This window comes from Microbacterium oxydans (genome assembly GCF_000956525.1).
Taxonomy (GTDB): domain Bacteria; phylum Actinomycetota; class Actinomycetes; order Actinomycetales; family Microbacteriaceae; genus Microbacterium; species Microbacterium oxydans_A.
Genome location: NZ_JYIW01000010.1, coordinates 1 through 25,506, shown reverse-complemented (window position 1 = coordinate 25,506; position 25,506 = coordinate 1). Strand labels below are relative to the sequence as shown.

Below are 25,506 nucleotides of genomic sequence, written 5' to 3'. Positions count from 1 at the left end.
GCCTGGATGATCTGGACTCGGGTGTCGGGGCGGCGTCGATCGATGGGGTTGATCAGCCGGTCAGTGTCGGGGCGGCCAGGCGGATCGCGGCCGGGGGTGGGGTGATCCCCTGGGTCCTCGGCGGGGAGAGTGAGGTCCTCGATTGGGGGCGGGAGCGACGGTTGTTCACGAAGGCGCAACGTCTCGCGCTCGTGGAACGTGATGGTGGGTGTGCGATGTGCGGGCTCCCACCGGGGATGACGAAAGCGCACCACATCCGGTGGTGGCAGCGAGACGCCGGACCGACGGACCTGTCCAACGGGGTGCTGCTGTGTGAGACGTGTCATCACCGCATCCATGACAACGGGTGGGGCATCCACATCGACGGGGCAGGGACGGCAGCACGGGTGTGGTTCATCCCACCCAGCTACGTTGACCCCGAACGTGCACCACGCCTCGGCGGACGCGCACGACTCGACATCGCCGCCTGAACGATTCGAAGGTCGTGCGCTGGCCGCGTAGGCTGGCAGCATCCCCCGAAGCTCACCCGGCAATCTCGCGCGCCGGCGACACCTCGGCGCGCTCACACATGCAAGGACGCAGATGAACGTGACCCCCGCACCCCACGGCGACTGGACCGCGAGCGAAGAACTGGCGGAGCGGATGATCCCGCTCATCGGTTCGCTCAAGCGCGAACATGACGTCGTCACGTCCCTGCACGGCCACCGCCTGCTCGGACTCTCGGCCACCGGCCTGGTCGAAGTGCATGATCGTGTCGCCCAGCTCGGCCACGAGCAGCTGCCCCTCGACGACACCCTCGCCGTCCTCGAGGCGGTCCACGCTCTTGCGCCGGGGGCGTCCTCCCTCGATGTCGCCAGGCTCGCCGAGGGGTATGCCGAGAGCGAGCTGCCGCTCGACGCCTACCTCGCACAGGCACTCGCGCCGGCCATCGGGGCGACCCCGGCCGCGCCGACCGACGTGGTGCTGTACGGCTTCGGTCGGATCGGTCGCCTGCTCGCCCGCATCCTGATCGCGCACACCGGAGGCGGCAGCGGGCTGCGCCTTCGCGCCATCGTCGTGCGCCGCGGCTCCGAGAACGATCTCGTCAAGCGCGCGTCGCTCCTGCTGCGCGACTCGGTGCACGGTCGGTTCGCCGGCTCCGTCACGGTCGACGAGGAGGCCGAGCAGATCATCGCGAACGGCACTCGCATCCAGGTCATCTACTCGGGCGATCCGGCGTCCGTCGACTACACGGCCTACGGCATCCACGATGCGATCGTCGTCGACAACACCGGACGCTGGCGCGACGAGGAGGGCCTCAGCCGCCACCTCGAGGCCACTGGTGTCGCCCGCGTGCTGCTGACCGCACCTGGCAAGGGCGCGCTGAAGAACATCGTGCACGGCATCAACGACGACACGATCACCGCCGACGACCGCATCATCACCGCGGCATCCTGCACCACGAACGCGATCACCCCGGTGCTGAAGGCCATCGATGAGGCGTACGGCATCGTGCGGGGTCACGTCGAGACCGTGCACTCGTTCACGAACGACCAGAACCTGATCGACAACTTCCACAGCGGCGACCGCCGCGGACGCTCGGCAGTGCTCAACATGGTCATCACCGAGACCGGTGCCGCGAAGGCCGTCGCCAGGGCGCTGCCCGAACTCGAGGGCAAGCTCACCGGGTCGGCGATCCGCGTGCCGACGCCGGACGTCTCGCTCGCCGTGCTGCACCTGAGCCTCGAGCGTCCGGCGGAGAGGACCGAGCTCAACGACTACCTGCGCCGCGTCTCGCTGCACTCGAAGCTCCGCCAGCAGATCGACTACGTCGAGAGCCCCGAGGTCGTCTCGACGGACTTCGTCGGCTCGCATCGCGCCGGCATCGTCGACGGCCTCGCCACGATCGCGAACGACCGCGACATCGTGCTCTACGTCTGGTACGACAACGAGTACGGCTACTCGTGCCAGGTCATCCGTGTGCTCGAGGTCATGGCGGGCTCGCACCCCATCGTGCTGCCGGCCCGCCGTGAGGTGACGTTGCACGCCTGACCTCCCTCCTTCTCCGCCGAGCGGCCCCTTTCTGCGCGAGCCACCCCTCTTTCGACGTCTCTGAGGGGGGTGGCTCGCACAGAAAGGGGTGGGTCGGCGGGCGAGGGTCCCGGCATGATGGGGGCATGAAGAGCACGACGCTGCTGTCCGAACGGCTCCGGTCGCACCGGCTCGCGGCGCCAGCGCGCACGGTGACGGATGCAGCGAGCCACATGCTCGCTGTGCAGAGCCAGGACTTCACGGCCGGGCGGTGGGCGCTCGGCATCCGCACGCGCGGTGCGTCGACCCTGCACCAGGTCGGCCGCGCCTTCGATCGCGGCGAGCTGGTGCGGGCGTGGACGATGCGCGGCACGCTGCACATCGTGTCCGCGCGCGACCTGGGGTGGATCCTCGAGGTCACTGCGGGGCGGCAACGTCAGCAGGCGGCGTCGCGCCACCGCGATCTCGGCATCGACGACGAGATGGTCGCCGCTGCCGTGCGCACGCTGACTCCGGCACTCCGCGACGGCGGGCGCACCCGCGCGGAGGTTTTCGAGCTGCTGGAGGGCATCGGCATCGACCCCACGGGGCAGCGCGGCATCCACCTGCTCTTCACGCTCACGATCGACGGGCTGATCTGCCAGGGGCCGGTGGTCGCTCGCGACGGAGTGACCCGCGAGCAGCGCTTCGTGCTGGTCGACGAGCACATCCGCGAGCGTGCGCGCCCCGACGATCCGCTCACCGAGCTTTTCGTGCGGTACATCGACGGGCACGGTCCCGCCGGCGTCGCCGACTTCTCGTGGTGGTCGGGGCTCACGCTCGGGCAGTCGCGAGAGGCGGTGGCGCGGGCGGCCGGCCGTGTGGTCGAGGTCGAGAGCGGACTGTTCGTGTCGGCGTCACGCCCGCGACGGTCGGCGACCGTGGCGCCAGTGCTCGCGCTCGGCGCATTCGACGAGTACTACATCTCGTACGCCGACCGCACGGCGGTCTGCGCCGCGGAGCATCTCGCAGCGGTCGGCCCGGGGAAGAACGGCATGGTGCGCGCCACCCTCGTCGAGCGCGGCCGGGTGATCGGATGCTGGACGCACGCGAGCGCCACGCTCGGCTCGCCGCCAGAGTTCTTCGACCGGCGTGCTGACGCCGACGCCGACACGGTCCACGCCGCGCTCGCGAGGTTCACGCACTTCCTCGAGGGCTGAGCGCAGCGCAGGTCCGTCACTCGTCGGCGTGCCGCCCGAGGAAGCTGTACACCTCGTTGTCGTCGACACCGGGGAAGGCGCCGCGGGGGAGCGGCGAGAACATGTGCGTGTGCACACGTGCGCTCGGCCATGCCCTGCCGCTCCAGCGGTCGCGCAGCTCGGTCGACGGCCGCCGGCAGCACGCCTCATCGGGACACGTCGAGACGGCGCGGTCGTTGGTCTCGCGTCCGCGCCACCACCGGGCGTCGTCGAACGGCACGCCGACCGTGACCGAGAACTCCCCGTCGCGCGAGGAGCCCGTCTGCGTCGAGCACCAGAAGGTGCCGGACGGTGTGTCGGTGTACTGGTGGTGCTCTGTGGTGCGGTTCTGCTGTGTGAACGCCGCGCGCGCCTGGAACTTCCGGCACACGCGCTGACCCTCGACGGAGCCGGTGACGTCCATCGGCAGCGGCAGATCATCGTTCTCGTAGACGCGGGTGATGGCCCCGGTGGCGTCGACGCGCAGGAAGTGCAGCGACATCCCGAGGTGCTGCGTCATCAGGTTGGTCATGCGCATGCCGGCGGCCTCGTGGGTCACTCCGAACGCATCGCGGAAGTCCTCGACGGCGAGGTTGCGATCCTTCTTCGCCTGCTGCAGGAATGCCACCGCCGCCGTCTCCGGCATCAGGCAGGACGCCGCGAAGTAGTTGATCTCGAGTCGCTGCTGCAGGAAGTCGGCGTAGTCCGTCGGCGGCGTGTGACCGAGCAGTCGGTGCGCCATCGCCTGCAACGCCATCGACCGAAGGCCGTGCCCGCCGGGGATCGAGGCCGGCGGCAGGTAGATGCGTCCGTTCTCGAGGTCGGTCACCGAGCGTGTGGAGTGCGGCAGGTCGTTGACGTAGATCAGCTCGAAGCCGAGCTTCTCGGCCATGATGCTCACGGTGCGGTGCGTGAGCGCGCCCTGCACGTGGCCGGCCGCGCGCAGATGCTTCTCGGCGAGCTTGTCGATGTCACCGAGGTAGTTGTCCTGCGCACGCATGCGCAGCCGCAGCTCGGTGTTCGCCCGACGCGCCTCCTCCGGCGTCGCGATGGCCTCGCGCTCGCGACGCTGCAGCTCGTGGTGCAGACCGAGCAGCGACTCGATGGTCTCATCGCTCATCCCCTTGGTGACGCGCACCGGCGCGACGCCGAGCTGACGGAACACCGGGCTCTCCTGTGCGCGCTCCAGCTCGATCTCGAGCGCGGCGCGGCGGTTCGGCGGCTCACCGGAGATGAGGTCGGTCACCTCGGTCTTCGTCGCGTGGGCGATCGCCTGCAGCAGCGAGAGCTTCGGTTCGCGCTTGCCGTTCTCGATCAGGCTGAGCTGCGAGCCGGCCACCCCCACGAGCGCCCCGAGCTCGTCGAGTGTGAACCCGTTCTCGAGGCGGTGGTGACGGATGCGGTGGCCGAGGGTTGTGAGATGGATGCCTGAGGTCGCCATTCCTTGAGCCTAGCGAAAGAATCGCATTTCTTATGTCTGAATTGGCCCGAAAGTCGCTCCAAAGTCAGAAGAAGATAGAAGCAACGCCCCACACATCGAAGGAGCATGAATCGTGGCCATCGCCGAAGTCTTCGCCCCCCGCACGTCTCCCGTCGCCTCCGTGCGCACGTTCGGCGCTGCCCCGAGCTACGACACCCCCGCGATGGCCGAGCTGGCTGCGTGGGTCGAGGAGATCCGCGCGATCACCCAGCCCGACTCCGTGCACTGGGTCGACGGCTCGCGTGCCGAGAACGACTGGCTGCTGCGCGGCATGGTCGACGAGGGCAAGCTGATCAAGCTCAACCCGGAATGGCGTCCCGGCTCCTACCTCGCCCGTTCGCACCCGAGCGATGTCGCTCGCACCGAGGGTCGCACGTTCATCGCCTCCGAGCGCGAGGAAGACGCGGGTCCCACGAACAACTGGGCCGACCCGGCCGAGATGCACGCGAAGATGGACGAGATCTTCGAGGGCTCCATGCGCGGACGCACCATGTTCGTCGTGCCGTTCTCGATGGGTCCGGTCGGTGGTCCGCTCTCGCACATCGGCGTGCAGGTGACCGACAGTGCATACGCCGTGGCATCCATCGGCATCATGACCCGGGTCGGCGACGCCGTCACCCGCCGGATCGCCGAGGGCGCCCCGTGGGTGAAGACCGTGCATTCGGTCGGTGCGCCGCTCGCCCCAGGACAGGCCGATGCGGAATGGCCGTGCAACGACGACAAGTACATCGTGCACTTCCCCGAGACGCTCGAGGTGTACTCCTTCGGCTCCGGCTACGGCGGCAACGCGATCCTGGCCAAGAAGTGCTTCGCTCTGCGCATCGCCTCCGTGATCGCCCGCGACGAGGGCTGGCTCGCCGAGCACATGCTGCTCATCCGCGTCATCTCGCCCGAGGGCAAGGCGTACCACGTGGCCGCGGCCTTCCCCTCCGCCTGCGGCAAGACCAACCTGGCGATGCTGCGTCCGACGATCCCCGGCTGGAAGGTCGAGACGCTCGGCGACGACATCGCCTGGATCCGTCCCGGCGAGGACGGCCGCATGTGGGCGATCAACCCGGAGGCGGGTTTCTTCGGCGTCGCACCGGGCACCGGTGAGTCGACCAACGTCACGGCGGTCGAGACGCTCTGGGGCAACACGATCTTCACGAACGTCGCGCTCCGCCCCGACGGCGACGTCTGGTGGGAAGGCCTGACCGAGAACGCTCCGGCCGAGTTGACCGACTGGGAGGGCAACGCCTGGACGCCCGACTCCGGTCGCCCCGCAGCGCACCCGAACTCCCGCTTCACGGTGTCGGCGGCGCAGTGCCCGCAGATCTCCGAGGACTGGGAAGAGGCCGTGCCGCTCGACGTCATCCTCTTCGGCGGACGCCGGGCGAGCAATGTGCCGCTCGTGGTCGAGGCGACCGATTGGACGCACGGCGTGTTCCTCGGCTCGAACATCTCGTCGGAGCGCACCGCCGCCGCCGAGGGAACACTCGGCGAGCTGCGTCGCGACCCCTTCGCGATGCTCCCGTTCTGCGGCTACAACATGGCCGACTACTTCGCGCACTGGCTGAAGGTCGGCCGCACGCTGCGGTTCGACCGCGCGCCGCGCATCTTCCAGGTGAACTGGTTCCGCCGTGGCGACGACGGCCGCTTCCTGTGGCCCGGATTCGGCGACAACTCGCGGGTCGTCGACTGGATCATCCGTCGAGTCGCCGGTGAGGTGCCTGCTGTCGACAGCCCGATCGGACGCCTGCCGCGCATCGAGGACTTGAACCTGGACGGTCTCGACATCCCCGCAGCCGACCTCGAGGAGCTCTTCTCGGTGAAGGCCGAGGCCTGGAAGACCGAGGCAGACCTGACCGAGGAGTTCTACGACACCTTCGGCGACAAGGTGCCCGCTGCGCTGCGCAGCGAGCTCGCCTCGCTCCGCTACCGACTGGCGAACAGCTAGTCCACAGACCGGTGCCGACTCGGGGGAGTCGGCACCTCTCCTCCGCGAAGGCGGGAAGTCAGAGACGAACCCATGGCTGAGTGGTCTCCGGCATCCCGCCTTCGCGTCTGCACGCGCTCCCTGAGCACCCCCATTGGGTCCCTGCGCCCCACCGGGTCCCTGAGCTCACCCCCCTGGGTCCCTGAGCCTGTCGAAGGGCAGCACCCTGGGTCCCTGAGCTCACCTCACTGGGTCCCTGAGCCCGTCGAAGGGTCAGGCGAGCAACTGGTGCCGTGCGAGGTCCCGATACAGCGGCGTCGACTCGACGAGCTCGGCATGCGTGCCCTGGCCGACGACCGCACCGTCCTGCAGCACGACGATCAGGTCGCTGTCGACGACGGTCGAGAGGCGGTGTGCGATGACGACGAGCGTGCGGTCGGTCGAGACCGCGTCGATCGCCTCGCGCATCCGCTGCTCGTTGACGCCGTCGAGCGAGGAGGTCGACTCGTCGAGCAGCAGGATCGGTGCGTCCGTGAGCAGCGCGCGCGCGATCGCGAGCCGCTGGCGCTCGCCGCCTGAGAGCATGACGCCGTCCTCGCCGACCGGGGCCTCGAGGCCGAGCGGGCTCCGCTCGAGCACATCGCCGAGGTTCACCGCGCGCAGCACCGCTTCGCATTCGGCGTCGGTGGAGGCGGGGGCGGCGAGACGCAGGTTGTCCGCCAGGGTGCCGGCCAGCGTCGGTGCGTCCTGCTCGACGTAGCCGAACTGCGCGCGCAGTTCAGGGCGGGGGTACGTGCGCGCATCGTGTCCGTAGAGGCGGATCGAGCCGCCGGTCGGGTCGTAGAAGCGCTCGACGAGCGACAGGATCGTGCTCTTGCCGGCGCCGCTCGGGCCGACGAGCGCGACGCGGGCTCCTCGGGGCACCGAGAACGAGACGCCGCGGAGCACCTCGTGGTCGGTGGTCGGTGCGGCGTAGGCATCCGTCTGCTCGAGGTGCGCGTCGGCGAGCAGGGTCTGCGCCTCTCTCGCGGCGGCGCGACGGGCGGCGACGACGTTCTCGGGGTAGCGGAAGTGCACGTCGCGGAACTCGAGCGCCGGCGCCTGGGGGTCGGCCTCGTCTCGGGTGATGCCGGCGGCGATCTCGGCGTCGCGGTCGGTCTCGGTCGGCAGGTCGAGGACCTCCTGGATGCGGCCGAGCGCGCCGAGCGCCTGGTTGACCGAGGTGATCGCGCCGAAGGTCGAGGCGAGCGGCATCACGAGCAGGAACAGGAACATGATGAACGCGATGAGGGAGGCGATCGTGATCGCACCGGCGGCGACACGGAAGCCGCCGACGCCCAGCACGACGAGCAGCGAGAGCTGCAGTGCGACGCCGGCGATCGGGACGACCAGTGACGAGATCTTCGCGATCCGCACACCGATGCCGTATGCCTCGGTGGCGAGGCCGGACACCGCGACGGTCTCCCGCTCGGCGGCACCGGAGGCGCGGATCGTGCGGATGGAGCCGACGGCGCGCTCGACACCGGATGCCAGCTCGCCGACCTTCTCCTGCTGCTCGGTCGATGCCGTGCGGATGCGGCCACTCAGGGCGACGACCACGACGACCGAGACGCCGATCACGATCACGATCAGCAGCAGGAGGATCGGGTCGATCACGAGCATCGCGATGAGTGCGCCGAGGAACAGGACGACGTTGCCCACGGCATCCGCGAGTCCTTGCGTGAGCACTGCGTACAGCAGGGTGGTGTCGGTGCCGACGCGCGAGACGAGGTCGCCGGTGCGGCGGGCATCGAATTCGGAGGTCGGGAGGTGCAGGATGCGGGCGATGAGCTGTCTGCGGCTCGAGTGCACGACGGCGGTGCCGGTGCGCTGCAACAGGTAGTGCTGGAAGCCGGAGATGATCGATGACACGACCACGAAGCCGACCAGCAGCCAGACGAGGATGCCGATGGTCTGCTCCGACTGCACCGCCTCGATGACCTGCCCGACCAGCAGCGGCTGCACGAGCGAGGTGGCCGCACCGAAGACGCTGAGCACCGCGACGATGATGAGCGTCCGCTTGTGCTCGAAGAGGAAGGGAAGGAGCTGGCGGAACGTGGCGCGCGGGCCGTCCTGCTGCGCGCCGCGTCCGCGGCGGCGGGATGTCGCCGTGCTGGACATGGGTGACCTCGTTCTGGAAAAGGGGGTACTACGACCGTACTTCCTGCTGGGGAGGTCGGCGGTCGGTCAGGAGCGGCCGAACCGCCGATGTGCGGCTTGTTTGCTGACGCCGAGTGCGCTGGCGATCGCCTGCCAGGAATAGCCCGTGTTGCGGGCTCGGCGCACCTGCGTCTCTTCGGCGCGCGCGAGCTCGCGGCGGAGCGCCGTCAGGCGGTTCAGTTCGGCGAGGGGTTCGCCCTCGGGGTCGGTTGCGATGCCGGTGCGGATGCTCATGCTGCCCTCCTTCGTGAGTCAACATACCTTGACGCGCGGAGCAAGTCAACATACATTGACCGATACGGAGCCCTGCGACAGACTGGAGGGATGCTCTCCGCACCGAAACTCCGCGCCGGTGACCGCGTCGCCGTGCTCTCGCCCGCCTTCGCCGCACCGGCGGTCGCCCCCGAACTCCACGAGCAGGCGATGCGCCGCCTCCGCGAGCTCACCGGACTGGTCCCGGTGGAATACCCGACCACCCGGCTGCTCGATGCGACCCCCGAAGCCCGTGCTGCTGATCTGAACGCGGCGTTCGCCGACCCGAGCATCCGTGCGATCCTCGCCACGATCGGCGGCGACGACCAGATCCTCGTGACACCGCTCCTCGACCCGGCGCTCGCGCTGGCCGACCCCAAGCCGTTCATCGGGTACAGCGACAACACGAACATCCTGAACTGGCTGTGGTCGCTCGGCATCAGCGGCTACTACGGCGGATCCACCGCCGTGCACCTGGGGCCGGGGCCCGGCGTCGATGACGTGCACCTCCGTTCGCTGCGTGCCGCGCTGCTCGACGGCGGCGTGTTCGAGATCACCGAGCCCGGCGAATCGGAGGATGTGGGGCGGAGCTGGTCTGATCCGCGTGCACTGACGGAGTTCGGCGACCGCGCCGCGACCGAGCCGTGGACGTGGTCAGGCCCTGAGCGCCGTGTCGAAGGACGCACCTGGGGCGGATGTCTCGAGGTCATCGACTCGCTCGCCCTCGCCGATCGGTTGCCGCCCGTCGCCGATCTCGTCGGCGGCATCCTCGTACTGGAGACGAGTGAGGAGCGCCCGCCAGCGAGCTGGGTGGCCCGCTGGCTGCGCGGGCTCGGGGAGCGCGGCATGCTCGCTGCAGTCGCCGGCATCGTGGTGGCCCGACCTCCGGTGAGCGATTTCGAGTTCCGGCCATCCGCTGACGATGCCCGAGCACTGCGCGAGGCCCAACGGGATGCCGTGCTCGACGTCGTCGGTCGCTACAACCCTGCGGCGGTGGTGTGCATCGGTCCGCCCTTCGGGCATACGCGCCCGCAGTGGATCGTGCCGTACGGCGGCAGCATGATCGTCGACGGCGCGGCTCGCACGGTGAGCGCGCAGTACTGATGCAGGAAGGCACCCGCCTCCGAAGAAGCGGGTGCCTTCCGACGATCGTCGACCGGATGCTACGGCTGCGGGGCCACCGCGACGCCGAGATCCTCCTGGTAGTCGTTGTCCTTCGTCTCCGTGCTGAAGAGCAGGGCGATGAAGGTCAGCACACCCATGGCCGAGAGGTACAGGCCGACCAGCCAGGGCGCACCGCCGGCGGCCTCCCACAGCTTCAACGCGATGAGCGGGGCCACGGCAGCGCCGAGGATCGACGACACGTTGTAGGCGATCGCCGACCCGGTGTAGCGCACGTTCGTCGGGAACAGCTCAGGCAGCAGCGCACCCATCGGGCCGAACGTCGCGCCCATCAGCATGAAGCCGAACACCAGGAACGCCTGCGTGAGCGCCCCGCTGAACTTCGGATCGACCGTCGGCAGCAGGAACGCGTTGAACGTGAGACCGAACACGATGATCAGGCCGGTCACCCACAGCAGCAGCTTGCGGCGGCCGATCTGGTCGGCGATCGGTCCGGACAGCAGCGTGAAGATGCCGAAGAACACGACGCCGATGATCTGCATGAGCACGAAGTCGGTGTAGCCGAAGCCCAGACCCGGATAGAACTGCGCGGCGAACGCCGACGGGTCGAAGTCGGCGCCGGTCGCCTCTGCTGCGGCCTTCGCGGCAGCGGATGCCGTCTCCAGCGATGCCGGCTTGGTGCCGTACGACAGCGTGAAGTTCGTCATCAGGTAGAACAGCACGTAGGTCGCCAGCATGATGAAGGTGCCGAGGATCAGCTGCTTCCAGTGGTGACGGAACACCGTCGCGAGCGGCAACTTGCGGATCGCGCCGGTCGTCTCGGCCTTCTTGAAGGTGTCGGACTCGACGAGCTTGAGACGCACCCACAGGCCGATGATGACCATCACGGCCGAGAACAGGAACGGGATCCGCCAGCCCCAGGCGAGGAACGCCTCGGACTTCAGCGCCGGGTTCTCGGAGTGCGGCAGCAGCCAGTTGATCGCGAGGAACAGGAAGTTCGCGATGATGAAGCCGAGCGGGGCACCCAGCTGCGGGAACGTGCCGTACCAGGCGCGCTTGCCCTTCGGTGCGTTCTCGGTGGCGACCAGCGCCGCGCCCGACCATTCGCCGCCGAGCGCGAAGCCCTGTGCGAGACGCAGGATCAGCAGCAGGAGCGCCGCCCACCAGTTGATCTGCTGGTAGGTGGGCAGGATGCCGATGAGGAAGGTCGCGATGCCCATCGTGAGCAGCGAGGCGACCAGCGTCGCCTTGCGGCCGTACTTGTCACCGAAGTGTCCGAAGATCACGGCGCCGATCGGACGCGCGACCATGGCGGCACCGAAGACCGCGAACGAGGCGAGCAGCGATGTCGTGTCGTCGCCGGTCGGGAAGAACAGCACGGGGAACACGAGAACCGCTGCCGTCGCATACGCGTAGAAGTCGTAGAACTCGATCGTGGTGCCGACGAGGCTCGCGGTGATGACGCGGGATCGCGGATTCGCTGGCGCGGTGGTCGTACTCATACAGCTCCTTCGGTCGGTGCCGGACCGCCGGACACTCGGGCGAGTTTACGCCTTCCTGAGTGTTGGCTGGACGTCCGTGGCGCCGGTGTCGCCGCCCGGATGCGCCCGGTGCGTAGAGTCGGATGACGACCGAGGTGGGGAGGGGCACGATGCCCACACGACTGCTGCTGCTCGCGGACACGCACGTGCCGAAGCGCGCGAGAGTGCTGCCGGATGCCGTGCTGCACGCGATCGATGAGGCGGACGCGGTGGTGCATGCGGGGGACTGGGTGGATCTCGCCACGCTGGAACTGCTCGAGTCGCGGGCCCGGATCCTGCACGGCGTGTACGGCAACAACGACGGTGCCGAACTGCGAACCCGGTTGCCCGAGATCGCGCGGTTCACGGTCGAAGACGTGCGCGTCGCCGTCGTGCACGAGACGGGCCAGGCGGCGAAGCGCGAGGACCGCATGGACCTGCAGTTCCCCGAGACCGACCTGCTGATCTTCGGACACTCGCACATCCCGTGGGACGCCGTGTCGACGGCGGGCATGCGGCTTCTGAATCCCGGCTCGCCGACCGACCGTCGCCGTCAGCCGGCGTGCACCATGATGTGGGTCACGATCGACGGACGCCGGATCGACGCGTCGCTGGTGCCGGTCGCCTGATCGCACGCTGAGGCGGGCGGCGCGCCGATCACTCTTCGGTGTCGCCGAGCAGCAGTCCGTTCACGAAGTCGGCGTGCGGCGAGAGCAGGTCCTCCAGCTCCAGCACCACCAGGCGGTTCGTTCCTGCGACCGTCGCCGGGGCGGGCACGAAGAGTGTGCGCTGCGGACCGTTGCGCCAGTACCGACCCAGGAAGAAGCCGTTCACGAACGCATAGCCCTTGCTCCACGACGCGGTGTCGAGGAACAGATCGGCCGCTGTGTCGAGCGTGAAGTCGGCGACCCAGGCGCTCGGTGCTGACCCCGGCGCAGCGTCGGTCGTGCGATCGGCGACATCGTGGGCGATCTCGGCGACGTCCAGCGGTGTCGACCGCCATCCGGTCAGCGGCGTGCCGTCGAGCGTCGGTGTGCCGATCAGCCCCTTCTCCTCGCCGAGGCGGTGGTCGTAGTTCACGCGTCCCTGCTCCTCGACCAGGATGCTCAGGGTGCGCCCTGCGGGAACGCGCAGGGTGCGATCGTGGCGGGTCCGCGAGAGCGTGCCGACCGGTTGCCCGTCGACACGAACCCAGGCGAGGTCACGCACCTCGTCGAGTGCCAGCAGACCGGGGGCGGACATCGGGGGCAGCTCGACGTCGTAGCGCACGAGCGCGCTGAGGTGTCCGATGGCGTCGAAGGTCTGCGGGGCTGCGGTCGGAGACCCGGATGCCGCGGCATCCGTCCAGGCGCCGACCGGCGTCAGCGGCACGGTCAGGACCGGAGCCTCGGCAGCACCGGACGGCTCATCGGCAGGCACCGGGGCGTACTTCGCGATGACGTCGCGGAACGCGAAGAACTTCTCGGTCGGGTTGCCGGCCTCGTCGAGCGGGGCGTCGTAGTCGTAGGAGGTCACGATCGGCAGGTAGCGACCCTTGTGGTTCGCACCGTTCGTGAGTCCGAAGTTCGTGCCGCCGTGGAACATGTAGATGTTCACGGAGGCGCCGGCGGCGAGCAGCGCATCGAGATCGGATGCCGCTGCGGCGACATCGGTGGTGTGGTGCACGCCGCCCCACCAGTCGAACCATCCGTCCCAGAACTCGGAGCACATCAGGGGGCCGGTGGGCTGGTGCTCGCGCAGCGTGGCGAGGCGCTCGGCGCTGCGGGAGCCGAACGAGCCGGTCTTGTGCAGCTCGGGGAGGCTGCCGTCAGCCAGCATCCGATCCTGAGGCTGATCGACGGTGGTGAGGGGCACGGTGATCCCGGCCTCCCTCGTGAGGGCGACCAGTGCCTGGAGGTAGGCCTTGTCGGAGCCGTAGGCGCCGTACTCGTTCTCGATCTGCACCAGCACCACCGGACCGCCTCGGTCGATCTGGCGCGGCGCGACGATCTCGTAGACGCGGGTCAGATAGGCGCTGACGTCGGCGAGGAACTCCGGGTCGGATGAGCGGAGCGCCCGCTCGCCGGCGGTGAGCCAGTTCGGCAGCCCGCCGTTGTGCCATTCGGCGCAGATGTAGGGGCCAGGGCGCACGATCGCATCCATCCCCTCCGCGTGCACGAGGTCGAGGAAGCGGCCGAGGTCGTTCCAGCCGGTCGCGTCCCATTCGGCGCGGCGCGGCTCGTGCGCGTTCCACGCGACGTAGGTCTCGATCGTGTTCAGTCCCATCAGGCGCGCCTTGCGGATGCGGTCCTGCCACTGGTCGGGGTGCACCCGGAAGTAGTGCAGCGCACCGGCGATCACCTGGTGCGGTCGCCCGTCGCGGAGGAAGTCGGTCTCGCCGATGGAGAAGGAGGTCACGTCTGTCTGGTGCTTTCGATAGGGGAGTGGCCGGGTCGGTCCCGCACGCAGGAATTGGGTCCCTGCGCAGAACTGGGTCCTGCTCAGGAACTGGGTCCTGCTCAGGAACTGGGTCCTGCTCAGGAACTGGGTCCCTGCTCAGGAACTGGGTCCCTGAGCAGGAATTGGGTCCCTGAGCTTGTCGAAGGGGGCCGACCCGGCCAGCGTGTTACTTGTTGACAGTGAAGCCCTGGTCGTTGCCGTACTCCACCAGCGCGTCCTGCCAGGTGCTCAGACCCTCGTTCAGGTCCGTGCCGTTCTGGTACGACTGGCCGACGGTGTCACCGAAGATGCTGTTGCCGTAGACCTGGTAGGGCAGGTAGTTCCAGCCCTTGACGACGTCGTTCGCAGCTGCCGCGAGGACCTCGTTGATCTTCTGGCCGCCGAAGTACTCGGGGGCGTCGGCGAGGAACTCGTCGCTCGAGAGCTCGGCCGTGGTCGACGGGAATCCGCCGCTCTCCATGAACAGCGAGATGCTGTCCTCGGAGTTGTTCAGCCACCACAGGAAGCCGGCCGCGAGAGCGGGGTTCTCGCTCTGCTTCGTGACGGCCTGGCCGCCGCCGCCGTTCTCGGCGCTCGCTGGCGTGCCGTCGTAGGTCGGCATCGGCGCGACGCGCCAGTCACCGGCACCGTCGGGGGCGCCGGAGATCAGGTTGCCGGGCATCCAGGCGCCGATCACGAGTGTCGCGATGCTGCCGTCGCCGAGCGCACGGAACCACTCGTCGCTCCAGCTGCTGGTCGGGGCGATGAGGTCTTCCTCGACGAGGCGGTTCCAGTTCTCGGTCCACTTCTTGGAACCCTCGTCCTGGAGGTCGATCGTGACGTCGGTGCCGTCGGTCGCGAACGGCTTGCCGCCGGCCTGCCAGATCATCGAGGTCGCGAAGCCGGCGTCACCGGTGTCGTTCGTGATGTACGCGTCGGGGTTGGCGGCGTGGATCGCCTTGGCCGCCTCGTAGTACTCGTCCCACGTGGTCGGCACGGCGATGCCTGCGGCGTCGAAGACGGCCTTGTTGTAGAACAGCGCCATGGGGCCCGAGTCCTGGGGGAGACCGTAGATCGCGTCGCCCTCGGTGACGGAGTTCCAGGTCGACGCGGTGTAGTCGTCTTCGAAGTCGGCGAAGCCGTACTGCGAGAGGTCGGTGAAGGCGTCAGTGAGCGAGAACTGCGGGAAGGCGTAGTACTCGATCTGCACGACGTCGGGTGCGCCGGAGCCGGCCTTGATCGCGTTCTGCAGCTTGGTGTACTCGTCGTTGTTGGTACCGGCGTTGACGACGTTGACCTTGACGTTCGGGTATTCCTTCATGAACGCTGCGGCCTGATCCTCGGCTGAGGGGGTCCAGGACCAGTACGTGATCTCGCCACCCTTCTCGAGTGCGGCCTTGACCGAGTCGAAGGAGCCGTCGCCGGCGGCTGCGCCGCTGCCGGTGTCGGAGCCTCCGGTGCTGCAACCGGCCAGCGCGAGCGCTGCGACGGTGCCGACTGCGAGCACCGTCAGGGTGCGGCGCGCAGCGGGGTTGGGAAGGTGCTTCATTGCTGTGTCCTTTCGGGGGTGCGGTCCAGCATCGGACCGCGGGTGGTGGAGCGGTGGCGTCTACTGCTTGACGCTGCCCGCGGTGAGACCTGACTGCCAGAACCGCTGCAGCAGCAGGAAGGCGATGACGATCGGGATGATGGTGAGGAGCGAGCCCATGATCACGAGGTTGTAGATCGGCTGGGATCCTGCGCCGATGGCTTGCGAGCTCCACTGGTTGAGGCCGACCGTGAGCGGGTACCAGGCGGGGTCCGACAGCATGATCAGCGGCAGGAAGTAGTTGTTCCAGGTGGCGACCACCGTGAACAGGGCGACCGTCACGATGCCGGGCGCGAGCAGGCGCATCGAGATCGTGAAGAAGGTGCGGAACTCGCCGGCGCCGTCGATACGCGCGGCCTCGAGCAGTTCCGTCGGGACCGATTCGGTGGCGAACACCCAGATCAGGTACAGCCCGAACGGACTGATCAGCGAGGGGATGATCACGGCCCACGGGGTGTTCGTGAGTCCGAGCTCGCTGAAGAGCAGGAACGTCGGGACCGCCAGGGCGGTGCCCGGCACCGCGACGGCGCCGAGCACGATCGCGAACACCGCCGGGCGTCCGGGGAAGCGGTACTTCGCGAGGCCGTAGCCGGCCATGGTCGCCAGCAGCGTCGCGCCGCCAGCGCCCACGACCACGTACAGGAGCGTGTTGCCGAGCCAGCGGAGGAAGATGCCGTCGCGATACGAGAACGTCGCGACCAGGTTGTCGAAGAAAGCGAAGTCGTCGGCGAACCAGAGCCCGAACGAGCTGAAGAGTCCTGACTGCGTCTTGGTCGAGCTGAACAGCAGCCAGACCAGCGGCACCAGGGTGTACAGCGCGTACACGACCATGACGATCAGCAGCGTCTTCGACGACCGCGGGTTCAGGTGGCCGTTGCTCTTGCGTGCAGGACGGACGAGGGGGAGTGCCATCTCAGCGCACCTCCGACTTGGAGCCGCGCAGTTGCACGACGTAGGCGATCACGGCCGTGATGACGCCCATGATGATGGCGATCGTCGCGGCGTAGTTGAACTGCTGCCCTGCGAACGACAGGTTGTACGCGTACATGTTCGGGGTGAAGTACGTCGTGATCACGTTCGGTGCGAGCGGGCGGAGGATGTTGGGCTCGTTGAAGAGCTGGAAGCTGCCGATGATCGAGAAGATCGTCGCGATCACGAGCGCGCCGCGCACCGAGGGGATCTTGATCGAGAAGATCGTGCGCCACACGCCTGCGCCGTCGAGCGACGCGGCTTCGTACATGTCGGTCGGGATGGTCTTGAGCGAGGAGTAGAAGATCAGCATGTTGTAGCCGACGAACTGCCAGGTCACGATGTTGCCGATCGAGACCAGGATCCACTCCTTGGCGAACGGCGTGAAGAACGTGCTGCCGATCAGGTCGTTGATGTTCGAGGCGAGGCCGAACTGGTCGCCGTAGATGTATCCCCACATCAGCACGGCGACGACGGCCGGCACCGCGTACGGCAGGAAGATCAGGATGCGGAAGAACGATGCTCCGCGCAGGCGGGCGCTGTCGAGCGCGAGGGCCGCGGCCAGCGCGAGGACGAGCATGATCGGCACCTGCACCACGAGGAACAGGACCACTCGGCCGAACGCCTCCCAGAACTGGGAGTCGGTGAGGGCTCGCACGTAGTTGTCGAAACCGACGAAGGCGGTGCCCCCGATCAGCTTCTCCTGGAAGAAGCTGAGGTACAGGGCGTAAGCGAGGGGTGTCAGGAACACCAGTGCGAACACGACCATGAACGGGCCGACGAAGGCCCATCCCTTCCAGTCGCGCTTCTCGCGGCGGCGGATGCCGGCAGCCGGCGGCGCCGCAGTGATTTCAGTCGTCATCGACGAGACCTTCTCCAAGTCGTGGCGCCCACTGCGCCGTGTGTCAACGTCAACATATGCGATGTGTTGGTAGTGTGTCAACGTCAACACATGAATGGATGTTTCCTCGTGAGCCTGGAACCTTCGACAGAGCAGTCGCAGCGCCGCAGAGAGCCCTCGATGGAGGACGTGGCGCGCGAAGCCGGTGTCTCCGGGCAGACCGTGTCCCGAGTCGTGAACGCCCGTGGATACGTCGGCGCTGCCACCAGGGAGCGCGTCGAGCTGGCGATGCAGCACCTCGGATACCGCCCCAACAGTGCAGCGAGGGCGCTGCGATCGGGACGATTCCGCACGATCGGCGTCGTGATGTTCTCGTTCAGCTCCTACGGCAATCAGCGCACGCTCGACGCGATCGCGGTGCGTGCTTCGCAACGCGGTTACGCCCTGACGCTCATCCCGGTCGAGTCCAGCGCCGTCGAGACCGTCGCCGGCGCCTTCCGCCGCATCGAGGAGCATGCCGTCGACGGCATCATCATCGTCCTCGAGGCGCACCAGCTCGACGAGGCGGACGTGGAGATCCCGGCGGGCATGCCGATCGTGCTGGTCGACTCGAACCGCGGTACCACCCACCCCTTCGTCGACACGGATCAGGCGCAGGGTGCGCGACTCGCCACGGAGCATCTGCTCGAACTCGGACACGAGACGGTGTGGCACGTGACCGGTCCGGCCGAGTCGTACTCGGCCGAGCGGCGGCGCGAAGCGTGGCAGGCGACCCTCGAGGCGGCCGGGCGTCCGGCTCCGACGGCGATCTTCGGCGACTGGAGCGCCGAGTCGGGCTATCGGGCCGGTCTGCAGCTCCGGGAGCGCGACGATGTGACAGCCGTGTTCGCGGCGAACGACCAGATGGCGATCGGGCTCGTACGCGCGTTCCGAGAGGCCGGACTCGATATCCCGGACGACGTCAGCGTGGTGGGCTTCGACGGCCTGCCGGATGCCGCGCAGCTGTGGCCGCCGCTCACGACCGTGCAGCAGCACCCTGAGCGGGTCGGTGCACTTGCCGTCGATGCGCTGCTCGTCGAACTCGACGGCGGTGACCCCCCGCGGACTCCGCTGGTCAGCACTGAGCTCGTGGTGCGGGGGAGCAGCGCCGCTCCTCGCGCTCGCTGATCCGCGTCGACCGGCGCCGAGTGCGCGCTGCGTAGAGTCGGAGCCATGGCTTCGACTGACGAGACCCCGGTCTACCGCGCACCCATGCGCTCACGCGACGATGCCGTGCCCCGTGGGGTGGGGCCGGAGCGAGCGCTCGCGCTCGGGATCTGCGGAATCGGCGGCAGGCTGGTGCCGGCACCCACATCATTGGCCGAAGCGCTCGTCGCGGCGGACGCGCAGGCCGGCATCCGGCTGGCGTGGCGCATCGAGCGGTTCGCGAAGGCACCGATCGGCGCGTTCGTCTGGACGCGCGACGTCGATGGCCTGACCTATCTCGGCCGCATCACCGGCCCCTGGACCTATGACGCCGACGAGGCCGCCGTCGCCGCCGACCTCGTGCATGTGCGACGCTGCGACTGGCTCCCAGATCCCGTCGACGAGGGCTCGGTGCCGGCCGACGTGCAGGCGACGTTCGGTCGCGGCGGACGCAACTGGCAGCGGATCCGTGCCGCCAGCGTCAGCGCACCCACGCTCGCGGTGTGGAACCGCTACCGCGACGAGGAGTGAAGGTCAGCGCCAGATCGCGGCGATCGCGGCGTTCGCCGCGGTGAGGATCCCGACGAGCCAGAACATGACCGGCGGGACGGATGCTCCGCGCTTCTGCCGTGCGGTGCCGATGCCGAGCAGCGCGCCGATGATCAGCAGGAGCACGAGCTTCACGCCGATCTTGACGTAGTTCAGCTCGTAGGAGATGCCCCACGGAGCCGCGAGCGCGAGGCCGGCGATCGCTGCGATCGTCATCCCGACGCTCATCAGTCGGGTGAACTCCCGCTTGCCCCCGAACGCCTGGACGGCCCACGCCCCGAAGAGCACGGCGAAGCCGATGAGGTGGACGAAGAGCACGATGTGGCGCAGGGTCTCCATACCCTCACGCTACGAAGCCAGCCGATGTTCCGCCAGCAAGGGCAGGCTGACCTCAGCGCCGCGCAGCGCTCGTCCGACCTGTCAGCCGCGCAGCTCCCGAACGAGGAGCGCGGTGCGCAGCGCAGCATCCGCCGCCTCTGCGCCCTTGTCCTCCTTCGAACCTTCGAGTCCGGCGCGGTCGAGGCCCTGCTGCTCGTCGTCGAGGGTGAGCACGCCGAAGCCGACCGGCTTGCCGGCGTCGAGCGCGACCCTGGTGAGGCCATCGGTCGTCGCGGCCGAGACGTACTCGAAGTGCGGCGTGCCGCCGCGGATGATCACGCCGAGGGCGACCACGGCATCCGCTCCGCCGGCGAACGCGGCCTGCGCTGCGAGTGCCAGCTCGAACGAACCTGGAACGCGAACGAGTCGGTGCGTCGCCTTCGCGTCGTTCAGCACGCGCTCCGCGCCGGCGATCAGGCCGTTCGTGATCACGTCATGCCAGGTGCCGGCGATGATGACGACGTCGAGACCCCGTCCGTCGATGTCGCCTGTCGTGGGTGCTCCTGAGCCGCTCATGCGTCGTCCTTTCCTTCCGCGAGAGCCTCTGCGAGCTCCGCGGCGCCGATGATGTGACCCATGCGGTCACGCTTCGTCTCCAAGTACTGATGGTTGTTCGGGCCGACGCCGACGATCAGCGGCACCTGCTCGACCACGTCGAGGCCGAGGGCGCGCAGCTGGTTCACCTTGTCGGTGTTGTTCGTCAACAGACGAACCTTCGAGACCCCGAGATCGTTCAGGATGCCGGCGGCTGCGGCGTACTCGCGGGCATCCGCAGGCAGACCGAGCGCGAGGTTGGCATCGACCGTGTCGAGCCCCTCCTCCTGCAGGCTGTAGGCACGGAGCTTGTTGATCAGCCCGATGCCGCGGCCCTCGTGACCGCGCATGTAGATGACGATGCCGCCATCCTGTTCGATCGCGTCGAGGGCGGCATCGAGCTGCGGACCGCACTCGCACTTGAGCGAGCCGAACGCCTCGCCGGTCAGGCACTCGGAGTGCACCCGCACCAGCGACGTCTCGGTCGGCTCTCCCGAGACGACAGCGATGTGGTCCGTGCCCGTGACGCGATCCTTGTACGCGAGGAACCGGAAGGTGCCGTGCGTGGTAGGCACCGTGGCATCCGCCCGCAGGCTCACCCGGCGGCTGCTGTGCGGGCCAGCGGTACCGCTCTGCGGGTCGACCTCTTCCAGGTGCGCGATCAGCTGCTCGATCGTGATGACCGGCACCCCGTCGCGGGCTCCGAGCTCGAGCAGGCCGGGGAGCCGCATCATGCTGCCGTCCTCGGCGACGACCTCGGCGATCGCGCCGACCGGGCGGAGGCCGGCGAGCTGCATGAGCTCGACCGCTGCCTCGGTGTGGCCGCTGCGTTCGCGCACGCCCCCGTCGACCGCACGCAGGGGCAGCACGTGTCCTGGCCGGATCAGGCTTCGCGCAGTGGACTCCGGGTTCGCCAGCACGTTCAGCGTGTGCGCGCGGTCGTGCGCGCTGATGCCGGTCGTCACACCCTCGGCGGCGTCGACGCTCACCGTGTATGCCGTCGAGCGCAGGTCTTCGCTCGCCGCGACCATCGGCTGCAGGTTGAGGTTGTCGGCGAGGTCGGTCGGCATCGGGGCGCAGATGAAGCCGGAGGACCAGCGCACCGTCCAGGCGACCCATTCGGGCGTCGCGAGCTCGGCGGAGAGGATGACGTCGCCCTCGTTCTCGCGGTTCTCGTCGTCGGCGACCAGAACAGGCCGTCCGGCGCGCAGCGCGTCGAGCGCTTCGGGGATGGTGGAAAGGCTCATCGCGAGCCTCCTTCCGGTGCAGTGCGATCGTCCGATCTGAAGGCGAGCAGGCGCTCGACGTGCCGGGCGAGGATATCGGTCTCCAGGTTCACGCGATCACCGATCGCGCGGGTGCCGAGCGTGGTCGCGGCGAGGGTCTCGGGGATCAGCGAGACCTCGAGCCAGTGCCCCGGCTCGTGGGCGTGGGTCCCTGAGCCAGCCCCGTGGGTCCCTGAGCCAGCCCCCTGGGTCCCTGAGCCAGCCCCCTGGGTCCCTGAGCCTGTCGAAGGGCCGCTCACAGCGCTCACCGTGAGCGAGGTGCCGTCGATCGAGATCGAGCCCTTGTCGACCACGAGCGGCGCCAGGTCGGCAGGCAGGCTGATCCGCAGCACGCTCCACTGTTCGCCGGGGCGCACGTCGATGACCTCGCCGACACCGTCGACGTGGCCCTGCACGATGTGTCCGCCGAGGCGGGCGCCCACCGGCATGGCCTTCTCGATGTTGACCCTGGTGCCGATGGTGGCGCCGCCGAGGGCTGCCACGTCGAGCGTCTGCTTCATCACATCGGCGTCGAAGGTGTCGGCCGTGGATCCGACGACCGTCAGGCACACGCCGGAGACCGCGATCGACTCGCCGTGCACGGCATCCGCCGCAGCGCGTGGAGCACGCACGGTCAGCCGCCAGCCGTCTCCAGCCGGGGTGATGGCGGTGATCTCACCGATCTCCTCGATGATTCCGGTGAACATCAGACGACTCCTTCGTTCTCGACCGCCGGGTGGGCGATCGCCAGCAGGTCTGCCCCGAGGGGCACCCATTCGTCGACGGTGAGGCGTCGCGCCTCGCCGATCGTCGACACTCCGATATCTGTCAGCGCCCAGCGGCTGCCGCCGAGCAGCACAGGGGCGATGTACGCAAGCACGCGGTCGGCGAGCCCGGCGGCGACGAAGGCGCTGGCCAACGTCGGCCCGCCCTCGACGAAGACGCTCTGGATGCCGCGGGCGTGCAGGTCGGCCAGCACCTGGTGCAGGTCGCGGGTGTCGAAGAAGAGCGGTTCGTGTGGGTGGCGGCGCACCGCGGCATCCGTCGGCGTCTCGCGCGAGCCGATCACGACGGGCACCGGCTGCGAGGGGAGCAGGTCATCGCCGGCGCGCGCGGTGAGCGCCGGGTCGTCGGCGAGAACCGTGCCGGTGCCGACGACGATCGCATCGGCGAGTGCGCGTCGGCGATGCACATCGGCCCTCGCGTCGGGGCCGGTGATCCACTGGCTGGTGCCGTCGTCGGCGGCAGCGCGCCCGTCGAGGCTCTGCGCCCACTTCACGGTGACGTGCGGGCGGCCGAGTCGCTGTGCGGTGAGCCAGCCGTCGATCACGTGGTGGGCGGCATCGGCCTGCTCGCCGCCCTCGACCTCGACGCCGGCGGCGCGCAGCCGCTCTGCTCCGCCGCCGGAGAGCGCACCCGGGTCGTCGAGCGCGTAGACCACCCTGGCGACGCCGGCTTCGATCAGCGCGACGGCGCAGGGACCGGTGCGGCCGGTGTGGTTGCAGGGTTCGAGGGTGACCACCGCGGTCGCGCCTTCGGCCTGGCCGCGGGCGAGCTTCGAGAGCGCGTCGACCTCGGCGTGCGGGGTGCCGGCGCCGTGGTGCCAGCCCTCAGCGAGGATGTCGCCCTCGGGGGAGAGGATGACTGCGCCCACCTGCGGGTTCACCCCGCGCGGACCGAGCGCTGCGAGCTCGAGAGCGCGGGTCATCGCCTTGCGCTCGTTCGCGTCCACTGCCATCCGTCGTCCTTCTTTGAGGCTCCGGGGGATGCAGAACGCGCGCACGGCGGCGCATCGTGCTGCCTCCCTTCCGGACTAGCGAGGTTGCCCTCGCACCACCGTCGGTCCCGGAATTCCACCGGATCGGCACCGAGGTCTCCCTCGGCGCTCGCGGACTGTCACCGCCGGTTCGGATTCTCACCGACCCCGGAGCACGTTGATGCTCTGAGTGTACTCAACGCGCCCGAGGGGAATTCATTCCGCGTCATATACCTGTCATGGGCGCGGTCGTTGTCGGTCATCGGAGCAGCCGCGACAGACGTCGGTCGGCGAGTGGTTTGCCGTTGGTCTGACACGTCGGGCAGTACTCGAGCGAGCGGTCGGCGAAGAACACGCTCCGAACGGTGTCGCCGCAGACGGGGCAGGCCTCGCCCCGGCGGGCGTGCACCTGCATCCCGCGTCGTTTGGCGTCCTTCAGGTCGGCCGGTGGCTTTCCGGATGCTTCGGCCACCGCCTCGGTGAGCGTCTGCTGCATCGAGGCGAACAACCGGTCGATGTCGGCGTCGGTCAACGTCGCGGCGATCGCGTAGGGCGACATGCGTGCCGCGTGCAGGATCTCGTCGGAGTAGGCGTTGCCGATCCCGGCGATCACGGCCTGATCCCGCAGCAGCCCTTTGATCTGGGTACGGCGGCCGTCGAGCAGCGCTGCGAAGGTGTCGCGGGTGAATGACTCGTCGAGCGGATCCGGCCCGAGCCGGGCGATGCCGGGGACCTCGTGCGGATCACGGACGACGGAGACGGCAAGCGACTTCTTGGTGCCCGCTTCCGTGAGGTCGAAGCCGCTGCCGTCGTCGAGCGCGACCCGCAGCGCGATCGGCGTCTTCCCCGGCTTGATCAGCGTCGCGGGCAGCGTGTCGTACCAGCGCAGCCATCCCGCCTTCGCGAGGTGGAAGACGAGGTGCAGTTCGTCGCCGCACGACAGGACGACGAACTTGCCGAGTCGTGTCGCCTTCGTGATCTCGGCGCCGTGCAGCGCGGTGATCGGCGGGTCGTACGTCTTCAGTGCGGCGATCGCGGCGACACTCGTGCGGGTGATCGTGCGCCCGACGGCGCGCTCGCCGAGGAACAGTGTCAGACCTTGGACTTCCGGCATCTCCGGCATGGTCACATCCTGCCACCGGCATCCGACATCGTCACCCCTGTCGTCAGGGGATCGCGGTCAGAGCACCGGCCACGCCACCGGTGTGCCGTCGTCGGAGGCGAGGAGGCCGGCGACCCAGCCGTCATCGCGGCCCCGCGGGCTCGTCAGCGCCTGACGCTGCAATCCCTCGTACCGGAAGCCGAGTGCGCGTGCCGCGCGGGCGGAAGGGACGTTGCCCGCGACGGCCTGCCAGCGGATGCGTGCGAGCCCGAGTTCGGTGAAGCCCCAGTCGATCACGGCGCGGGACGCCTCGACGACATACCCGGTGCCGCGTGCCTCGGCCGTGACCCAGAAGCCCAGTTCGGCGTGACCGCCCGTGCGGTGGTCGGCGATGTGATGGAGGCCGATCGATCCGACGAGCATGCCGTCGACGCGCATCGCCCAGATGGTCTGAGAGCCGTCAGCCCACCATTCGTCGACGAGGCGGACGAATTCTGCGGCGTCCTGCCGCGAGTATGGACTCGGCACGGTCGTCCAGCGGGCGATCTCCGGATCCTGGCACGCCGCCGTGATCGCGTCGATGTCGCCGTCGGTCGGCGCCGACAGGACGAGTCGCGCGGTCTCGAGTGTCACCTTCTCCATCCGCTCACGCTACCGTCCTGGCTCCCTCTTCTGCCGAGCGGCCCCTTTCTGTGCGAGCGGCCCCTTTGCAGACGGATGGAAAGGGCCGGGTCGCACAAAACGGGGCCGCTCGGCAGGCGGGACGGGACGGGAGGACGGAACGATACGGATGCTGGGGCGAGAAGGCGTCGCGGCTCACTCCTCTGCCGAGCGGCCCCTTTCTGTACGAGCGCCCCCTTTTCGAACGGATGGAAAGGGCCGGGTCGCACAAAAAGGGGCCGCTCGGCAGGCGGGACGGGACGGGAGGAGGGAACGATACGGATGCTGGGGCGAGAAGGCGTCGCGGCTCACTCCTCTGCCGAGCGGCCCCTTTTCGTGCGAGCGGCCCCTCTTCGAACGGATGGAAAGGGCCGGGTCGTCGCAAACGGGGCCGCTCGGCGGGCGGGACGGGATGGGAGGGCGGAGCGATACGGATGCTGGGGCGAGAAGGCGTCGTGGCTTTCCCCTCTGCCGGGCGGCCCCTTTCTGTGCGAGCGGCCCCTTTGCATACGGATGGAAAGGGCCGGGTCGCGCACGAGGGGCCGG

At 68.8% G+C, this 25,506-nt stretch carries 23 protein-coding genes; 8 read left to right on the top strand and 15 right to left on the bottom strand.

Annotated features, from left to right (window positions below):
- Nucleotides 1–215: 215 nt before the first annotated feature.
- The 3 genes from RS83_RS19040 to RS83_RS00615 all read left to right on the top strand — a co-directional run bounded on the left by RS83_RS19040 (nucleotide 216) and on the right by RS83_RS00615 (nucleotide 3,209).
- Nucleotides 216–470, top strand: coding sequence for an HNH endonuclease (locus tag RS83_RS19040; protein WP_269429870.1), 255 nt, complete (start codon nucleotides 216–218; stop codon nucleotides 468–470).
- Between the two features lie 112 nt (nucleotides 471–582).
- Entirely contained in the window at nucleotides 583–2,031 is a 1,449-nt protein-coding gene (locus RS83_RS00620) for a glyceraldehyde-3-phosphate dehydrogenase (RefSeq protein ID WP_045277565.1), read from the top strand.
- A 125-nt stretch (nucleotides 2,032–2,156) separates the two neighbouring features.
- Nucleotides 2,157–3,209 (top strand): winged helix DNA-binding domain-containing protein, encoded by a 1,053-nt coding sequence (locus tag RS83_RS00615; RefSeq protein ID WP_045277564.1) that lies wholly within the window; start codon nucleotides 2,157–2,159, stop codon nucleotides 3,207–3,209.
- A 16-nt stretch (nucleotides 3,210–3,225) separates the two neighbouring features.
- Here the strand turns inward: RS83_RS00615 and RS83_RS00610 are convergent, their stop codons facing one another.
- Nucleotides 3,226–4,668 (bottom strand): XRE family transcriptional regulator, encoded by a 1,443-nt coding sequence (locus tag RS83_RS00610; RefSeq protein ID WP_045277563.1) that lies wholly within the window; start codon nucleotides 4,666–4,668, stop codon nucleotides 3,226–3,228.
- 112 nt (nucleotides 4,669–4,780) lie between these two features.
- Between RS83_RS00610 and RS83_RS00605 the strand changes: the two genes are divergently transcribed.
- Complete coding sequence (locus tag RS83_RS00605; RefSeq protein ID WP_045277562.1) at nucleotides 4,781–6,643, top strand: phosphoenolpyruvate carboxykinase (GTP); 1,863 nt, start codon at nucleotides 4,781–4,783, stop codon at nucleotides 6,641–6,643.
- 252 nt (nucleotides 6,644–6,895) lie between these two features.
- On the opposite strand, the gene RS83_RS00600 is transcribed toward RS83_RS00605, so the two are convergent.
- Complete coding sequence (locus tag RS83_RS00600; RefSeq protein ID WP_045277561.1) at nucleotides 6,896–8,782, bottom strand: ABC transporter ATP-binding protein; 1,887 nt, start codon at nucleotides 8,780–8,782, stop codon at nucleotides 6,896–6,898.
- A gap of 66 nt (nucleotides 8,783–8,848) precedes the next feature.
- Complete coding sequence (locus tag RS83_RS00595) at nucleotides 8,849–9,055, bottom strand: hypothetical protein (RefSeq protein ID WP_045277560.1); 207 nt, start codon at nucleotides 9,053–9,055, stop codon at nucleotides 8,849–8,851.
- Between the two features lie 90 nt (nucleotides 9,056–9,145).
- Between RS83_RS00595 and RS83_RS00590 the strand changes: the two genes are divergently transcribed.
- Nucleotides 9,146–10,177 (top strand): S66 family peptidase, encoded by a 1,032-nt coding sequence (locus tag RS83_RS00590; protein ID WP_045277559.1) that lies wholly within the window; start codon nucleotides 9,146–9,148, stop codon nucleotides 10,175–10,177.
- A 59-nt stretch (nucleotides 10,178–10,236) separates the two neighbouring features.
- Here the strand turns inward: RS83_RS00590 and RS83_RS00585 are convergent, their stop codons facing one another.
- A complete protein-coding gene (locus tag RS83_RS00585) occupies nucleotides 10,237–11,697 on the bottom strand; it encodes an MFS transporter (protein ID WP_045277558.1) in 1,461 nt (486 codons plus the stop codon).
- 149 nt (nucleotides 11,698–11,846) lie between these two features.
- On the opposite strand from RS83_RS00585, the gene RS83_RS00580 reads away from it, so the two are divergent.
- Nucleotides 11,847–12,344 carry a metallophosphoesterase family protein gene (locus tag RS83_RS00580; RefSeq protein WP_045277567.1) on the top strand — a complete coding sequence of 166 codons (498 nt, stop codon included), beginning with the start codon at nucleotides 11,847–11,849 and terminating at the stop codon, nucleotides 12,342–12,344.
- Between the two features lie 28 nt (nucleotides 12,345–12,372).
- Here the strand turns inward: RS83_RS00580 and RS83_RS00575 are convergent, their stop codons facing one another.
- The 4 genes from RS83_RS00575 to RS83_RS00560 all read right to left on the bottom strand — a co-directional run bounded on the left by RS83_RS00575 (nucleotide 12,373) and on the right by RS83_RS00560 (nucleotide 17,552).
- Complete coding sequence (locus RS83_RS00575) at nucleotides 12,373–14,112, bottom strand: glycoside hydrolase family 35 protein (RefSeq protein WP_045277557.1); 1,740 nt, start codon at nucleotides 14,110–14,112, stop codon at nucleotides 12,373–12,375.
- 208 nt (nucleotides 14,113–14,320) lie between these two features.
- Complete coding sequence (locus tag RS83_RS00570; RefSeq protein WP_045277556.1) at nucleotides 14,321–15,682, bottom strand: ABC transporter substrate-binding protein; 1,362 nt, start codon at nucleotides 15,680–15,682, stop codon at nucleotides 14,321–14,323.
- A gap of 60 nt (nucleotides 15,683–15,742) precedes the next feature.
- Entirely contained in the window at nucleotides 15,743–16,633 is an 891-nt protein-coding gene (locus tag RS83_RS00565) for a carbohydrate ABC transporter permease (RefSeq protein ID WP_045277555.1), read from the bottom strand.
- A 1-nt stretch (nucleotide 16,634) separates the two neighbouring features.
- Nucleotides 16,635–17,552, bottom strand: coding sequence for a carbohydrate ABC transporter permease (locus RS83_RS00560; RefSeq protein WP_045277554.1), 918 nt, complete (start codon nucleotides 17,550–17,552; stop codon nucleotides 16,635–16,637).
- Nucleotides 17,553–17,711: 159 nt separating this feature from the next.
- Between RS83_RS00560 and RS83_RS00555 the strand changes: the two genes are divergently transcribed.
- Nucleotides 17,712–18,698: a LacI family DNA-binding transcriptional regulator gene (locus tag RS83_RS00555; protein ID WP_082071454.1), complete on the top strand. Its 987-nt coding sequence runs from the start codon at nucleotides 17,712–17,714 to the stop codon at nucleotides 18,696–18,698.
- 45 nt (nucleotides 18,699–18,743) lie between these two features.
- The gene (locus RS83_RS00550) at nucleotides 18,744–19,247 is read left to right on the top strand and encodes a hypothetical protein (RefSeq protein WP_045277552.1); all 504 of its coding nucleotides are present in this window, start codon (nucleotides 18,744–18,746) and stop codon (nucleotides 19,245–19,247) included.
- A 3-nt stretch (nucleotides 19,248–19,250) separates the two neighbouring features.
- On the opposite strand, the gene RS83_RS00545 is transcribed toward RS83_RS00550, so the two are convergent.
- The 7 genes from RS83_RS00545 to RS83_RS00515 form a co-directional block, all read right to left on the bottom strand.
- On the bottom strand, nucleotides 19,251–19,604 hold the full coding sequence (locus RS83_RS00545) for a hypothetical protein (RefSeq protein ID WP_045277551.1): 354 nt from the start codon (nucleotides 19,602–19,604) through the stop codon (nucleotides 19,251–19,253).
- Between the two features lie 81 nt (nucleotides 19,605–19,685).
- Nucleotides 19,686–20,159, bottom strand: a complete 474-nt coding sequence (gene ribH / locus RS83_RS00540; protein ID WP_045277550.1) for a 6,7-dimethyl-8-ribityllumazine synthase — start codon at nucleotides 20,157–20,159, stop codon at nucleotides 19,686–19,688.
- Nucleotides 20,156–21,424 (bottom strand): bifunctional 3,4-dihydroxy-2-butanone-4-phosphate synthase/GTP cyclohydrolase II, encoded by a 1,269-nt coding sequence (locus tag RS83_RS00535; protein ID WP_045277549.1) that lies wholly within the window; start codon nucleotides 21,422–21,424, stop codon nucleotides 20,156–20,158. Before RS83_RS00535 ends, ribH begins: the two co-directional genes overlap by 4 nt.
- Nucleotides 21,421–22,149, bottom strand: a complete 729-nt coding sequence (locus tag RS83_RS00530; RefSeq protein ID WP_045277548.1) for a riboflavin synthase — start codon at nucleotides 22,147–22,149, stop codon at nucleotides 21,421–21,423. The genes RS83_RS00535 and RS83_RS00530 overlap by 4 nt, the downstream gene beginning before the upstream one ends.
- The gene (gene ribD / locus RS83_RS00525) at nucleotides 22,149–23,180 is read right to left on the bottom strand and encodes a bifunctional diaminohydroxyphosphoribosylaminopyrimidine deaminase/5-amino-6-(5-phosphoribosylamino)uracil reductase RibD (protein WP_045277547.1); all 1,032 of its coding nucleotides are present in this window, start codon (nucleotides 23,178–23,180) and stop codon (nucleotides 22,149–22,151) included. Before ribD ends, RS83_RS00530 begins: the two co-directional genes overlap by 1 nt.
- A 277-nt stretch (nucleotides 23,181–23,457) precedes the next feature.
- Complete coding sequence (locus tag RS83_RS00520; protein ID WP_045277546.1) at nucleotides 23,458–24,321, bottom strand: Fpg/Nei family DNA glycosylase; 864 nt, start codon at nucleotides 24,319–24,321, stop codon at nucleotides 23,458–23,460.
- Between the two features lie 57 nt (nucleotides 24,322–24,378).
- Nucleotides 24,379–24,942: a GNAT family N-acetyltransferase gene (locus RS83_RS00515; protein WP_045277545.1), complete on the bottom strand. Its 564-nt coding sequence runs from the start codon at nucleotides 24,940–24,942 to the stop codon at nucleotides 24,379–24,381.
- Nucleotides 24,943–25,506: the final 564 nt, after the last annotated feature.